Annotated in this window: 13 protein-coding genes; 10 read left to right on the forward strand and 3 right to left on the reverse strand. The window is 68.0% G+C overall.

What is annotated here, in order from left to right; translation table 11 throughout:
• The first annotated feature begins 24 nt into the window (after positions 1-24).
• The 3 genes from AXYL_RS12065 to AXYL_RS12075 all read left to right on the forward strand — a co-directional run bounded on the left by AXYL_RS12065 (position 25) and on the right by AXYL_RS12075 (position 2,939).
• On the forward strand, positions 25-1,635 hold the full coding sequence (locus tag AXYL_RS12065; RefSeq protein WP_013393069.1) for a phytoene desaturase family protein: 1,611 nt from the start codon (positions 25-27) through the stop codon (positions 1,633-1,635).
• Entirely contained in the window at positions 1,632-2,528 is an 897-nt protein-coding gene (locus AXYL_RS12070) for a transporter (RefSeq protein ID WP_013393070.1), read from the forward strand. The genes AXYL_RS12065 and AXYL_RS12070 overlap by 4 nt, the downstream gene beginning before the upstream one ends.
• A gap of 93 nt (positions 2,529-2,621) precedes the next feature.
• Positions 2,622-2,939, forward strand: coding sequence for a hypothetical protein (locus AXYL_RS12075; protein ID WP_041653337.1), 318 nt, complete (start codon positions 2,622-2,624; stop codon positions 2,937-2,939).
• Positions 2,940-2,951: 12 nt separating this feature from the next.
• Here the strand turns inward: AXYL_RS12075 and AXYL_RS12080 are convergent, their stop codons facing one another.
• Positions 2,952-3,581: a hypothetical protein gene (locus AXYL_RS12080; protein ID WP_013393072.1), complete on the reverse strand. Its 630-nt coding sequence runs from the start codon at positions 3,579-3,581 to the stop codon at positions 2,952-2,954.
• A gap of 230 nt (positions 3,582-3,811) precedes the next feature.
• Here AXYL_RS12080 and AXYL_RS12085 point away from each other — a divergent pair, with 230 nt between their 5' ends.
• Positions 3,812-4,423 carry a hypothetical protein gene (locus tag AXYL_RS12085; RefSeq protein WP_041653344.1) on the forward strand — a complete coding sequence of 204 codons (612 nt, stop codon included), beginning with the start codon at positions 3,812-3,814 and terminating at the stop codon, positions 4,421-4,423.
• 12 nt (positions 4,424-4,435) lie between these two features.
• On the opposite strand, the gene AXYL_RS12090 is transcribed toward AXYL_RS12085, so the two are convergent.
• Positions 4,436-5,464 (reverse strand): AraC family transcriptional regulator, encoded by a 1,029-nt coding sequence (locus AXYL_RS12090; RefSeq protein WP_013393074.1) that lies wholly within the window; start codon positions 5,462-5,464, stop codon positions 4,436-4,438.
• Positions 5,465-5,683: 219 nt separating this feature from the next.
• On the opposite strand from AXYL_RS12090, the gene AXYL_RS12095 reads away from it, so the two are divergent.
• Both AXYL_RS12095 and AXYL_RS12100 read left to right on the forward strand, forming a co-directional pair.
• On the forward strand, positions 5,684-6,151 hold the full coding sequence (locus AXYL_RS12095) for a MarR family winged helix-turn-helix transcriptional regulator (RefSeq protein ID WP_013393075.1): 468 nt from the start codon (positions 5,684-5,686) through the stop codon (positions 6,149-6,151).
• A complete protein-coding gene (locus tag AXYL_RS12100) occupies positions 6,141-6,599 on the forward strand; it encodes a hypothetical protein (protein ID WP_041653348.1) in 459 nt (152 codons plus the stop codon). Before AXYL_RS12095 ends, AXYL_RS12100 begins: the two co-directional genes overlap by 11 nt.
• Positions 6,600-6,646: 47 nt before the next feature.
• Here AXYL_RS12100 and AXYL_RS12105 read toward each other — a convergent pair whose 3' ends face one another.
• Positions 6,647-7,510: a pirin family protein gene (locus tag AXYL_RS12105; protein WP_013393077.1), complete on the reverse strand. Its 864-nt coding sequence runs from the start codon at positions 7,508-7,510 to the stop codon at positions 6,647-6,649.
• 156 nt (positions 7,511-7,666) lie between these two features.
• Here AXYL_RS12105 and AXYL_RS12110 point away from each other — a divergent pair, with 156 nt between their 5' ends.
• The 4 genes from AXYL_RS12110 (at position 7,667) to AXYL_RS12125 (ending at position 13,420) form a co-directional block, all read left to right on the forward strand.
• Positions 7,667-8,206, forward strand: a complete 540-nt coding sequence (locus tag AXYL_RS12110) for a DNA-deoxyinosine glycosylase (protein ID WP_013393078.1) — start codon at positions 7,667-7,669, stop codon at positions 8,204-8,206.
• Between the two features lie 127 nt (positions 8,207-8,333).
• Complete coding sequence (gene dsrO / locus AXYL_RS12115) at positions 8,334-9,104, forward strand: sulfate reduction electron transfer complex DsrMKJOP subunit DsrO (RefSeq protein ID WP_013393079.1); 771 nt, start codon at positions 8,334-8,336, stop codon at positions 9,102-9,104.
• A gap of 19 nt (positions 9,105-9,123) precedes the next feature.
• A complete protein-coding gene (gene nrfD, locus AXYL_RS12120; RefSeq protein WP_013393080.1) occupies positions 9,124-10,158 on the forward strand; it encodes an NrfD/PsrC family molybdoenzyme membrane anchor subunit in 1,035 nt (344 codons plus the stop codon).
• A 61-nt stretch (positions 10,159-10,219) separates the two neighbouring features.
• Positions 10,220-13,420 carry a tetrathionate reductase subunit A gene (locus AXYL_RS12125; protein ID WP_013393081.1) on the forward strand — a complete coding sequence of 1,067 codons (3,201 nt, stop codon included), beginning with the start codon at positions 10,220-10,222 and terminating at the stop codon, positions 13,418-13,420.
• Position 13,421: the final 1 nt, after the last annotated feature.

Here is a 13,421-nt window from a genome sequence, read left to right on the forward strand (position 1 = left end):
GCCTACTACTCATCGGAGCGCATCATGTCCTTGGAGTCCGAGGCGCAGGTCATCATCGTCGGCAGCGGCATGAACTCGCTGGTCTGCGCGGCCTTGCTGGCGCAGCGCGGCAAGTCGGTGCTGGTGCTGGAACGCAACGACAGGCTGGGCGGCTGCATCCGCACCGAGGAACTGTTCCCCGGCTACCGCCACGACGTGCTGTCCTGCTGGTACCCGCTGTTCATGGGCAGCCCCGCCTATGCGGCGCTCAAGCCGGCGTTGCGCGAGGCCGGACTGGAATTCATGCAAGGCGAGTACGCCACCGGGCTGGTGTTGCCGGACGGTTCGGGCCTGGCGCTCAAGCAGGACGTGGCGGACAGCGCGCGGCGGCTGGACGCCTGGGCGCCCGGCGACGGCGCGGCCTTCGCCGCCATGGCCCAGCGCCTGTTCGGCGCGGACGCCGCGCTGACCTTCGGCCTGCTGGGCCAGAACCCCTACGGCACCGGCATGCTCAAGCTGCTGTTCGGCGAATGGCGCAAACGAGGCATGGACGGTCTGGCCGCCTTCGCCGCCGATTCGATGGAGAGCTTTCGCCGCTGGTCCGAGCGCGCCTTGCAGTCGGACGCCGCGCGCGCCCTGATTGCGCCCTGGGTGCTGCACACCGGGCTGGGTCCGGACGATGCCTGTTCCGCATTGATCGGCAAGCTGACCTTCGCTGCGGTGGTGGCCGGCGGCATGCCGGTGGTCAAGGGCGGCGGCGGCGGCGTGGTGGATGCGCTGGCCGCCGTCATCGATCGGCACGGCGGCCGTTTGCAGACCGGCGCGCACGTCGAACGCATCGTCACGCGCGGCGAGGGCAGGCGCCGCCGGGCCGTGGGCGTAGTGGCGGCAGGGCGGGAGTACCGGGCCACCGAGGCGGTGGTCTGCAACGTGGCGCCGGGTCAGCTGTACGGGCAGTTGCTGCCCGACGCGCCGCCCGCCATGCGCGAACGCGCCGCCAATTACCGCTACGGCCGCGGCGGCATGCAGATCCATTTCGCGCTGGACGCGCCGCCGGACTGGCTCACGCCGGAGTTGCGCCATGTGCCGCTGGTGCATCTGACCGAGAGCATGGAGCAGGTCTGCACCTCGGTCACCGAGGCGAACAATGGCTTGCTGCCGGCGCGTCCCACGCTGGCCATCGGCCAGCCCGTCGCGGTCGATGCCACGCGCGCGCCGCCAGGCGGCTGGATCCTGTGGGTGCAGATGCAGGAGCTGCCGGCGCGGATCAAGGGCGACGCCGCGGGCGAGATCGCGGCGCCCGCCGACGGCCGCTGGAACGAGGCGGTGCGCGAGGCCATGGCCGACAGGGTGCAGGCGCGCATGGAGCGCGTGATGCCGGGCCTGACGCGGCGCATCGTCGGCCGCCGTGCCTACTCGCCGGCGGACCTGGAAGGCCTGAACTGCAACCTGGTCGGGGGCGATCCCTATTCGGGCGTGTGTTCGCCTGACCAGTTCTTCTGGCTGCGGCCCTTTGCTGGCGGCCATGGCGCGCGCGGCCACCGCACGCCGCTGCGCAATCTCTTTCATATCGGCGCCGCCACTCACCCGGGTCCCGGGCTGGGCGGCGGCTCCGGCTATCTCGTCGCACAACAAATAGGCAGGAGGGGAACATGAGCGGACACCTGAAACTCCGGCGGCTGGCCAGCGCCACGGCATTGGCGCTGGCCAGCGCGGGGACCCAGGCCACCGAGGGCGGCGGCCTGGGCATCTACCCGGACGGCCTGGAGAACTTCATGTCGGGCGCGCTGCCGCCACCCGGCGTGCACATGCTGGTCTATGCCGGCGGGGCGCGCTACGACACGCTGCGCGGCAACGACGGCGAGCGCGTGCCGGTGCCTGGCTTCAAGGTCGACGTCAACGTGCTGGCGCCGCGCCTGATCTGGGTCACGCAGCAGCAGGTCATGGGCGGACAGCTGGCCTTCCACGCCATTGCGCCGCTGCTGGACGTGACCGCCAAGGCTGCCGGCCAGCGCAACCGCAGCACCGGGCTGGGCGACATGACGCTGGGCGTGGCGCTGGGCTATCACCCGTCCGAAAGCCTGCACTACGTGGTCGGGCTGGACATGTACGCGCCGACCGGCGAGTACAACCGCAAGGACCCGTCCAGCCTGGGCAAGAACTACTGGACTGCGCAGCCGGTGTTCGCGCTGAGCCGCATCAGTCCGGACGGCTTCAACGCCGACCTGAAAGTCATGTACGACTTCAACTTCACCAACTCGGCCACCGATACGCGTTCGGGCCAGGCGCTGCACGCCGACTACGCGCTGGGCTGGGGCGTGGGCAAGGGCTGGGTGCTGGGGGTGGGCGGCTACGCCTTCCAGCAGGTCACCGACGACAGCGGCCCCAACAGCGCCGCGGGCCGCGCCCGGGCTTTCGGCTTCGGCCCTTCGGTACGCTACATGAATGAAAAAGGCTGGCTGTTCACGGCGAAGTGGCAGCAGGACTTCAAGGTCAAGAACCGGCCCGAAGGCGCGCAGCTGTATGTGAAGCTGGGGATTCCGTTCTAGGTCGGGCGTTCCTTCGGGCAGGCCCTGTCCGCCGCCAGTTTCCGGGGCGTGTCTGCTGGTATCGTTCCGCTGTCGATTGGACGGGGCAGGGACATGAATCTGTACGAAGCGATACGCTGGGGCAACGAATCCGAGGACCCTTACACCGGCGGCCCGAACGGGGCGGATACCTGCTTTCTGGTGCGGGCCGGGTCGGTGGAGCAGGCCGGTCAGCTCGCGGATGCGGCATTGCGCGGCGCCCGGGGCGGGCTGGCCGACTGGACTCAGGTCCTGCATCTGCTAGGCACGGAACAGGCCACCGATAGCCAACCGCGCATCTTGCGCGGGCCTTATCTGCAGCATGCCTACCGGCACGGCTGGCGTCTCTGGAGCCGGGCCGAGGCCGCGGCGCCCTGGGTCGAACAGCCCTAGGCGCGGGGCCGCTCAGCGGGACGACGGCTTGCCTTGGCCTTGAAGCTCCTGGACCGCAAACAGAACCAGCTCGGCCTTGTTGAGAGAGTTGTCGCGGTCCGCATTGTCCAGCAGATCGTCGATCTGTCCACGCAGATGCCGGCAGTCGCTGGATTCGCCTTTGGGATTGATCTTTTTTACCGCGACCCGTACTTGGGAAACCCAGTCGCGCTCGGCCTGAGCCAATTTTTGCAGTCGCTGCTGGCGCTTGGTTGCCGCCGCGACCGCTTCCGGCGTTCGGATTGCGTCTGTGGTCGCTTTCAAAATTGCTTTGGACTCATAGGGGACTTGGGCAAGAGGCTTGCCAAGGACCGCTTCCGCCACGGCCAGCGATGACAGTTTATTGATGTCGTCGATGGGAACGTCGATGGCGCAAGCGCCGGCGGCGGCGATGTGCGCGCCGGCCCGCTCGCCGAGCGGGATTTTCTGCAGGCGCGGTGAAAGCGCGGCGACGGCTGCGCGCCTGGCTTCGGCCTTCGCATCGGCCGAGCGCAAGGCCTGGCTCGAAGCCTCGAACGCCTGCATGTCGATATCGTCCGAAGCGCCTGCCGTCCCGATGGACAACGAAGCGCAAAGAAGAAGGCTGCTTTGTAGTGTTTTCATCGAGTGTCCTTCCCTGGGCTGCGCCAGACCTGCGGCCCCCTGTTGCGCGAGTTTCGTGGAAATCCACCTTCCATGCCATAGCGGCCAACGGTTGAGGAAAGCAGGCGTTGTTCGGATGCAACTGTAGGCCTGCTCTCGCGGGTGTTTTGGGACCTCGCTCACCATTCTGGCTGATGCTGGAATAGCATCCGGCGTGGAGATATCCGCGCCGGCGAGCGCTCACGGGGAACATGATGAAAAGAACAATTTCGGCGCTGGCGCTTTTCTTGTGCAGCGGACTTGCCGCGGCGCAGAACACGAGCAGCAGCTTTGAAGTGCAGGAACCGATGCGCAATTCGTTGGGTTTTGCGATGGGTAGCGACAGCGGCCAGGAGTGGCTGGGTGACAGGGCCGTCGCCCACATGGGTTTCATCGCCGCTTGCAAGCTGTACCCGGCAGACGGGCCGGAGGTGCAAGGGCTGGTGGCCATGGCCCTGGCGCAAGCGAGCCTGGGCATGGACCTGGCCCGCGCGCCGACAGACCCGGCTGCGCTGCGCGCCAAGCTCGCCCAGCGCCTGAACTCCCAGGAAGGGCGCAAGGACGCGGCGGAGAAAATCCAGGCGATGCGCAAGCGCGTTCTTGCCGAGCAGGCGCATGCCGGCAAGTTGATAGACGCTTCCGTGGGTTTTACGGGCAAGAATCCGAATCCCTGCGAACTCGAGCGGTACTACGCGCGTCAGTTCCTGACGCAGCACAAGGACGGCGCCATGAAAGCGGCTCCCAAGATCAACCAGCTTGCGCGTGAGGTGATGGCGCAGGATTCCTCTGCCAAGGCAAAGCCGGCTGCGCCAGCCAGGCCCTGAAGCGGCGCCGCCTCAGCCGCGCCGCCGCAGGCTCTGGCTGGGGCTTACGCCGTAGCGTTCCTTGTAGCCGGCGCTGAAGCGTCCCATGTGCGCGAAGCCCCAGCGCAGCGCCACGCCGGCGATGTTGCGGCTTTCACCCGAGACCAGCTCGGCGTGCGCGCGTTCCATGCGCAGGTCGCGCAGGTAGTGCATGGGACTCACGCCCAGGAATTCCTTGAATCCCGCGTACAGGCTGCGCACGCTGACGCCGGCGATGCGCGCCAGCTGTTCGGCGCTGACGGATTCGTGCGCGTGCGCCTGCAGATAGTCCTGGACGCTGCGCACGTGGCGCGGCAGCACCGCGCCGCGGCGGCCCGGCAGCGCGCCGGTGTAGTTGTGAGGCTGGGCAGATAGCAGGGTGGCGGCGACCAGCTGTTCCATCTGATGCACGATGAGTTTGTGCTGGGCCAGGTTCGCGTGCTGCGTGGAGCAGTCCAGCAGATAGCTCATCAGGCAGCGCCAAGCGGGGCATTCGCGCCAGCGGAATCCCAACTGGAAGCGCAGCGGCCGGTCCAGCGCACAGCCCAGATGTCCCACCAGGGTGCGTTCCAGCAGCGAGCGGCCCACGCGCAGCATGAACTGGTCGTTGTCCTCGGCCCAGCGCATGGCCAGGTCGTCGTCCGGGCTGACGACCGAGGCGACATCGGGCGTCGAATCCACTTGTTGCGGGCCGCTGCTGATGCGGGCACAGCCCGATAGCGGCATTTGCACCAGGAAAAAGTCTTCCAGCGGGCCGGGCCGGATCTCGACGTTGGCGCCGTAGCGCAGGCGGTTCAGCGAGACTTCGCCCAGCGGCTGGTGGTGCATGCGCGCGTCCAGGCGTTGCAGCGCGCCGACCACGCCCAGGTGGTGCGGACGCATCACGCGGCCGACCATGGAGCGGGCCTCGTCCAGATCGCCCGAGGCGAACAGTTGCTGCGCCGGCAAGCCCAGGACGGACTCGATCCGCGGTCCGGCCGTCGGCCAAGAAGTGCTGGTGGCGGACTGCGTCGTATCGAGCATGGTGGGGGACTCCACTGCCGGGGTCTTGAAGGCTTTGATAGTAAAGCTGCGCCGGACCGGGCGGACTGGTGGAAAACCCGTCCAGGGGCGGGGAGTTCTATCCATTTCTTGCGGCGGGTGTCCACGGAGCGCAGAAAACCAAGGCAAATTCATGTTGACAACCGGTTTTCATTAATGGAAACTGGTTGTCAATATAACGGACCACCAAGGAGACCACGCATGAATCCGACCAAGGAAGAACGGCTCACCGGGGTGATCCTGACCTTGTTCCAGTTGAACGGCGCGCTGCTCGACTGGGGCGATGCCTTCGTCGCGCCCGAGGCGCTGACCAGCGCGCGCTGGCAGATGCTGGGCGCCCTGGCGCTGGCAGGCCAGCCCCTGAGCGCGCCGCAGCTTGCGGCCGCCATGGGCGTGACCCGCCAGGGCGCGCAGAAGCAGCTCAATCTGCTGTCCGAAGCGCGCCTGGTGGAGGTCCGCGCCAATCCGCAGCACAAGCGTTCGCCCTTGTACCGGCTGACCGATGAGGGCCGGCGCGTGTATGGGGCCATCGACGCGCGCTGGAAGGAGCGCGCGCGGCAACTGGCCGGCGGCTTCAGCGCGGCCGAACTGGAAACGGCGGGGAGGGTGCTGACCGGCTTGCTGGCCGCGCACGTTCCCGCGCCATCGGAGCAAGATCATGAAACATAGAATCCACGCGACGGCAGCCGTGCTGACGCTGCTGTTTCTGGCCGCATTCTGGATATCGACGGCGGTGTCCGAACTGTTCCTGGCGACCTCCGCGGTGGCGCAGGTCAAGCTGGCCATTGCCTATGCCTTGCTGGGCTTCGTGCCGGTCATGATGCTTACCGCCGCCAGCGGCTTCATGATGGGCGGCAAGGGCAGGCATCCGTTGCTGCTTGCCAAGCGCAGGCGCATGCCCTTTATCGCGGCCAATGGATTGTTGATTCTGGTGCCCGCGGCGCTGTTCCTGGCGCTGCGGGCGCAGGCAGGGCTGTTCGACGGGGTGTTTTACGGGGTGCAGGCGCTGGAGTTGGCGGCGGGCGCCGCCAACCTTGCGCTGATCGGTTTGAACATCCGCGACGGCATCAGGCTCGGGCGCTTGCGGCGGCGCCCGCAGGGGCGGGTCCTGGCTTAGTATCCCGCCTCGCGGTGCGAGGCGGGATACCCGCCGGCCCTTTGGCCTCAGTGCATCTTGCCGTAGCGTCCGGCGTTGAAGTCCTGGATGGCCTCGACGATTTCCGCCTGCGTGTTCATCACGAAGGGGCCGTAGCCGACCACCGGCTCGTCGATGGGCTCGCCGCTCAACACCAGGAACATCGCGTCGTTGTTGGCTTCGACGGTGATGTCCTCGCCTTCCAGCGAGAACAGCGCCAGCTGCGCGTCGCGCGCCACGGTTTCGCCGTTGACCAGCACCGTGCCGCGCAGCACCACCAGCATGCTGTTGCGGCCCGCGGCGACGGGGAAGGTCGCCGACTTGCCGGCGGCCAGCTTCACGTCCCACACGTCCATCGGCGTGAAGGTGCGCGCCGGCCCCGCGTGGCCCGCGTAGTTGCCTGCGATCACGCGCAGCGTGCCCGCGCCGTCCGGCAATTCCACCGTCGGGATGTCCGCGTTGAGGATGCCCTGGTAGCCGGCCGGCGCCATCTTGTCCTTGGCGGGCAGGTTGACCCAAAGCTGCACCATTTCCAGTTCTCCGCCATTGCGGGTGAAGTCGTGGGAATGGAATTCCTCGTGCAGGATGCCCGAGGCCGCCGTCATCCATTGCACGTCGCCGGGACCGATGACGCCGCCGTTGCCGGTGGAATCGCGGTGCTCGACTTCGCCGCTGTAGACGATGGTCACGGTTTCAAAGCCGCGGTGCGGATGCTGCCCGACGCCGCGCGGATGCTCGGCCGGTTCGAACTGGGCCGGGCCGGCGTAGTCCAGCAGCAGGAACGGGCTGGTGTTCTTGCCTTTGTCGTTGTAGGAGAACATGGAGCGCACCGGGAAGCCGTCGCCCACCCAGTGGGGACGGGGGCTGGCATGCAATCCGAGAATCTTCTTCATGGTCGTATTTCCTGTTGCGCGGCCCCAGCGGGGCCGTTCGTCATAGTTAAGAAGATAAGGGCGCAAGCCCACGCGCGGTAGTCCCCCGCGCTGATAAGCACTGTTCCATGCATCGGACACTGGGGCGGGAACCGAGGGCTCGCGTATCCTTCGGGAATGGCGGATACAGAGAGCGCAGCCCTGACGGGCCAAGAGAATCAGGTCCAGGGCTTTGCCCCGGTGGCGCAGGCCGGCGCGCGCGTGCTGGTGCTGGGTTCCATGCCGGGAGTGGCGTCGCTCAGGCAGGGCCGCTATTACGCCCACCCGCGCAACGCCTTCTGGCCCATCGCGGCCAGCGTCTTCGGCTTCGATCCCGGCCTGGATTACGCGCAGCGCCTGCATGCCCTGCAAGCCGCAGGCGTCGCCCTGTGGGACGTGCTGCAAGCCTGCGAACGACCCGGCAGCCTGGACGCCGACATCCGCGGCGACACTCTGGTCGCCAACGATTTCGCCGCATTCCTGGAACGGCACCCGGCCATCGTCCGGGTCTGTTTCAATGGCGCCAAGGCCGCGGCGCTGTACCGTCGCCACGTGCTGCCCGGGCTGGCCGTCCCGCTGGAGTACATGGACCTGCCGTCGACCAGCCCGGCGCACGCGGCGGCTTCGTTCGAGCACAAGCTGGCCGCTTGGCGCCGGGCGCTCAAGATCGAGGATTGACGGACTGGGGCCGTAGACCGGCCCGGTTTCGTACTTATCCGTCCCCAGTTTGATACTTATCAAGCCTCTATATAACTCCAGGTGATAAGTTAATTCCTGTAACGGAATTAACGCTTGGAGAAGCACCATGAGTACCCCCGCCAGCCCCCCGGAACCGCCACTCCCGGGTAAACGAGGCTTTCTAAAGGGCTTACTGGGGTTGGGGGCTGCGGCCACTGTCATTCCCATCCGCGCCGAGGCTACGGGCATCAACGGCCAGCCGCCGCGCCGCCCCGGCATGGCCGGCAAGCGCTACGGCATGGTCGTGGACATGCGCAAGTGCATCGGCTGCCAGTCCTGTACGGTCAGCTGTTCGATGGAGAACCTGCCGCCGATAGGGCAGTTCCGCACCACCGTCCTGCAATACGAAGTCCTGCCCGACTCTGGCGGCCCGGCCTCCATGGTGATGCTGCCGCGCCTGTGCAACCACTGCGACAACCCGCCTTGCGTGCCCGTCTGTCCGGTGCAGGCCACCTTCCAGCGCGAAGACGGCATCGTGCTGGTCGACAACGAACGCTGCGTGGGCTGCGCCTATTGCGTGCAGGCCTGTCCCTACGACGCCCGCTTCATCAACCACGAAACGCAGACCGCCGACAAATGCACCTTCTGCGAGCACCGCCTGGAAGCGGGGCTGCTGCCGGCCTGCGTGGAAAGCTGCGTGGGCGGCGCGCGCGTCATCGGCGACCTGAACGATCCCGACAGCGCCATTTCCCAGCTGCTGGTCGAGCACAAGGCGGACATCAAGGTGCTCAAGCCCGAGATGAAGACCGATCCCCATGTCTATTACATCGGCCTGCCCGATGCGTTCGTCCATCAGGTCGACGGCCAGGCCGGCGTGCGGCTGGCTGGCGGCCATTGAGCCATCGAAGGGGATGAGCATGCAGATCTCTGAATTGTTGACGCCGGTCTACGACGCCGCCTGGCTGCCGTGGGCCGTGCAGTACTTTTTCCTCATCGGCATCAGCGCCACCACCGCGCTGACCGCCGCCTTTGCGGCCTTCGGCAGCGCTGGCTCGCCGGCGCGGCGGTTGCTGCCCGCGGCGGTGACGGTGCTGCTGGTCAGCGCCATCGCTGCGCCCGTGTCCTTGCTGGCGGACCTGCACCAGCCGGGCCGCTTCTGGCATTTCTACGCGCATGTCACGCCTTGGTCGTGGATGTGGCTGGGCGCCTTGCTGCTGCCGGTGTTCGTGACGCTGGCGCTGCTGTTCTGCGCTGCCTGGTGGTGGGGCCGCATCGGCTGGGTGCGCGTGCTGGGCATGGCGCTGGCGGTGTCGGCGCTGTCCATCCTGGTCTACACCGGCGCCGAGGTCATGGTGCTGCGTTCGCGGCCCTTGTGGCACACGGTGTTCCTGCCGGTGAACTTCGCGCTGACCGCCTGGCTGGGCGCGCTCGGGGCCATGTTCCTGGTGGGCCGCTGGCTGCGCGGCGGTACGCAGGCCATGCCGGTGGAGCTGTTGCGCAGCCTCAGCCTGACCGCGGTGGTGATGATGGCGCTGGGCGCCGGCGCCTGGACGCTGCTGGGCCTGCTGGGCCTGGACCCGTCGTTCGACGCCGCGCTGCGTCTGTTCGCGGAGTTCCCGATCTGGCGCGTCAGCCTGGCGGGCGCGGTGGCGACCGGCTTCTGCATGGTCGCGCTGCTGCAGCGTCCCGCGCGCACCTTGGCCGCGCCGCTGCCCTCGGCCGCGTTGGCGCTGACCATGCTGGCGGCCGCGTGGATCTTCCGCTGGGTGGTCTTCATGAGCGTGCAGGGCGTGCCGAAGTATGGCGCGGGACTCTATCTGTACGAGATGCCCTGGGGCAGCGATGGCTTGCTGGGCATGCTGGGCGTGCTGGGCCTGTGCGTGGCGCTGATCGCCGCCGTGACCTACGCCCTGGAGCTGTTCCCGGCGCGCGCGCGAGGCCTGGCGGCCTGAGCGCCGCCGCGTGGACCTGCCTGTGAACGGGTCCTGGACGAAAGAACATGGAATGAAAGCAATGGACAAGCAATACGAAGACGACAAGCGCGGCGCCCCGCCGGACGAGGCTCCGGACCAGCCGCGCGATGAGGCGCGGCGCAAGCTGATGGTGCGCGGCGGCGTGGTCGCCGGCGGCATGGCGGCTTTTGCGGCGGGTTACGGCGAAACCGTGGTCCGGGCCGTGAAGGGCCTGGCGCAAGGTACGGCCGGCGTGCCCACGGCGCACGCGGTACGCGGCAATTCGCTGACGCCGGAGTTCCGCATCGATCCCTTGACCGGCGTGCTTAGCGCCCAGCCGGGCCAGACGGTCAGTCCCTCCAGCTGCCTGGGCTGCTGGACCCAGTGCGGCGTGCGCCTGCGTGTGGACACGAAGGAAAACCGCATCCTGCGCGTGGCCGGCAATCCCTACCATCCGCTGGCCACGACCCGGCCGGCCGCCATGGAAGCGCCGGTGCGCGAGGTCTACGCGCAACTGGGCGGCGACAACGGCCTGGAAGGGCGCGCCACCTCCTGCGCCCGCGGCTCGGCCATGCTGGAACAGATGAACAGCCCCTTCCGCGTGCTGCAGCCGCTCAAGCGCGTGGGCAAGCGCGGCGAGGGCAAGTGGCAGACCATCTCGTTCGAACAGCTGGTGCAGGAAGTCTGCGAAGGCGGCGACCTGTTCGGCGAAGGCCAGGTGGACGGCCTGCGCGCCATCTTCGACCGCGAGACGCCGCTGGACCCGCAGAACCCCGAGTACGGCGCCAAGGTCAACCAGTTCCTCTTTACCGACGCGTCCAACGAAGGCCGCACCCCGCTGATCCAGCGCTTTGCCGGGCAATCCTTCGGCACGGTCAACTTCAGCAACCATGGTTCCTATTGCGGCCAGAGTTTCCGCGTGGGCGCGGGCGCCGCGCTGGGCGACTTGAAGGGCATGCCGCATGGCAAGCCGGATTGGGACAATGCCCGCTTCGGCCTGTTCATCGGCGCAGCCCCGGCGCAGGCCGGCAACCCGTTCCAGCGCCAGGCCCGCCAGTTGGCCGAGGCCCGCGTGCGGCCGGAAGAAGCCAGTTTCACTTATGTGGTCGTGTCGCCCATGCTGCCGGCTTCGTCCAGCCTCTCGGCCGGATCGGGCAATGAGTGGGTCGCCGTCAATCCGGCCGGCGACCTGGGCCTGGCCATGGGCCTGATCCGTTGGATCCTGGATAACGAACGCTACGACGCCCGCGCGCTGGCGCAGCCCGGTCCCGAGGCCATGAAGGCCGCGGGCGAGGCGGCCTGGACCAACGCCACCCATCTGGTGGTGGCCGAGCCCGGCCATCCGCGCCTGGGCAGCTTCCTGCGCGGCGCCGACCTGGGTTGGCCGCGTCCGGCCGATGCCGGCGAGAAGTGGGAAGACGTGTATGTGGTGCGCCTGGAAGACGGCACGCTGGCGCCGCACACCACGGCCGCGCCGGCCACGCTGTTCGTGGACGAGACGGTGGCCGCGCCCGGCATGGACGGGGCGCCCGAAGCCCTGCGCGTGCGCAGTTCGCTGTCGCTGCTGCGCGAGGAAGCGCGCCGCAAGACGCTGGGCGAATACGCGGCGCTGAGCGGCGTACCCGCCGCCAAGATCGCAGAGCTGGCCGAACGCTTCACCAGCTATGGCAAGCGGGCCGTGGCCGATGCGCACGGCGGCACGATGAGCGGCTCGGGTTTCTATACCGCCTATGCCATCGCCATGCTGAACACGCTGGTGGGCAACCTCAACGTCGAAGGCGGCCTGGTGCTGGACGCCGGCCCGTTCCCGCCCTACGGGCAGGGGCCGCGCTACAACATCGCCGGCTTCGCCAACCGCGCCACGCCCAAGGGCGTGGGCCTGTCGCGCAACCGCTTTCCGTACGAGAAGTCCAGCGAGTTCAAGCGCAAGAAGGCGGCGGGCCAGCCGGCCTATCCGGCCGCGGCGCCCTGGTATCCGGCCACGGGTGGCCTCAGCTCGGAGATGCTGGCGTCGGCGTTGGCGGGCTATCCGTACCGCGCCAAGGTCTGGTTCAACCACATGAGCAACCCGATCTACGGCATTGCCGGCTTGAAGAGCGTCATCATCGACAAGATGAAGGATCCGGGCTTGCTACCGCTGTCGGTGTCGATCAACCCCTTCATCAACGAGACCAACGCGCTGGCCGACTACATCGTGCCGGACACGGTCACGTACGAAAGCTGGGGCGTCTCGGCGCCCTGGGCCGACGTGGTCGCCAAGGCTTCCACCGTGCGCTGGCCCGCCGTGCAGCCGCGGGTGGCGCGCACGGCCACGGACGAGCCGGTCTGCCTGGAAACCTTCCTGATCGCCTGCGCCAAGCGGCTGGACATGCCGGGCTTCGGCGCCGGCGCCATCTCGGACAAGGACGGCGCCAAGTACGCGCTGGACACGCCCGAGGACTTCTTCCTGCGCGGCATGGCCAACATCGCTTTCGCGGCCGGCAAGCCCGTGTCCGAGGCCAGCGACGACGACATGGCGCTCACCGGAGTGGACCGCTATGGCGCGTTGCTGCAGCAGAAGCTCAAGCCGGGCGAATGGCGCCAGGTCGCCATGCTGATGAGCCGCGGCGGGCGTTTCGACAAGATGCAGGACGCCTGGGTGGAAGCAGGCGGAGCGCGGCAGACGCGCGCCGCCTACGCCAAGCCCTTGCAGGTCTGGAGCGAGGAACTGGCGGGCTTTCGCCATTCCATGACGGGCGAGCGCTATAGCGGCTGTCCCACCTGGTATCCGACGCGCCTGGCGGACGGCCGCGACATGCGGGCGCAATACGCGCAGCAGGACTGGCCCTTCCTGCTCAGCTCCTTCAAGTCCAACCTGATGAGCTCCATGTCCATCGGCGTGAATCGTTTGCGCCAGGTGCATCCGCACAACCCGGTGTCGATCAACCGGCAGGACGGCGAACGGCTCGGCATCCGCAACGGCGACGCGGTGCGCATCGTGACGCCGGGCGGCGCGGTGACCGGACTGGCGCTGCTGCGCGACGGCATCCAGCCGGGCGCGGTGGGCATCGAGCACGGCTACGGCCATACCGAGTTGGGCGCACGCGCTCACGTCATCGACGGCAAGTCCATGCCGCACGATCCGGCGCTGGCCGCGGGCGTGAACTTGAACGACCTGGGGTTTGGCGATGCCACGCGTGGCGAGCATGCCAACGTCTGGATCGATTGGGTGTCGGGCGCGGCGGTGCGCCAGGGGTTGCCGGCGCGGATCGAACGGGTCTGAG

Origin of the sequence: Achromobacter xylosoxidans A8 (assembly GCF_000165835.1) — a bacterium.
GTDB lineage: Bacteria > Pseudomonadota > Gammaproteobacteria > Burkholderiales > Burkholderiaceae_B > Achromobacter > Achromobacter xylosoxidans_B.

Bases quoted from the DNA above. Each gene is read 5' to 3' on its own strand.
- AXYL_RS12065 (WP_013393069.1), top strand. From the start codon at position 25: ATGTCCTTGGAGTCCGAGGCGCAGGTCATCATCGTCGGCAGCGGCATG.
- AXYL_RS12070 (WP_013393070.1), top strand. From the start codon at position 1,632: ATGAGCGGACACCTGAAACTCCGGCGGCTGGCCAGCGCCACGGCATTG.
- AXYL_RS12075 (WP_041653337.1), top strand. From the start codon at position 2,622: ATGAATCTGTACGAAGCGATACGCTGGGGCAACGAATCCGAGGACCCT.
- AXYL_RS12080 (WP_013393072.1), bottom strand. From the start codon at position 3,581: ATGAAAACACTACAAAGCAGCCTTCTTCTTTGCGCTTCGTTGTCCATC.
- AXYL_RS12085 (WP_041653344.1), top strand. From the start codon at position 3,812: ATGATGAAAAGAACAATTTCGGCGCTGGCGCTTTTCTTGTGCAGCGGA.
- AXYL_RS12090 (WP_013393074.1), bottom strand. From the start codon at position 5,464: ATGCTCGATACGACGCAGTCCGCCACCAGCACTTCTTGGCCGACGGCC.
- AXYL_RS12095 (WP_013393075.1), top strand. From the start codon at position 5,684: ATGAATCCGACCAAGGAAGAACGGCTCACCGGGGTGATCCTGACCTTG.
- AXYL_RS12100 (WP_041653348.1), top strand. From the start codon at position 6,141: ATGAAACATAGAATCCACGCGACGGCAGCCGTGCTGACGCTGCTGTTT.
- AXYL_RS12105 (WP_013393077.1), bottom strand. From the start codon at position 7,510: ATGAAGAAGATTCTCGGATTGCATGCCAGCCCCCGTCCCCACTGGGTG.
- AXYL_RS12110 (WP_013393078.1), top strand. From the start codon at position 7,667: ATGGCGGATACAGAGAGCGCAGCCCTGACGGGCCAAGAGAATCAGGTC.
- dsrO (WP_013393079.1), top strand. From the start codon at position 8,334: ATGAGTACCCCCGCCAGCCCCCCGGAACCGCCACTCCCGGGTAAACGA.
- nrfD (WP_013393080.1), top strand. From the start codon at position 9,124: ATGCAGATCTCTGAATTGTTGACGCCGGTCTACGACGCCGCCTGGCTG.
- AXYL_RS12125 (WP_013393081.1), top strand. From the start codon at position 10,220: ATGGACAAGCAATACGAAGACGACAAGCGCGGCGCCCCGCCGGACGAG.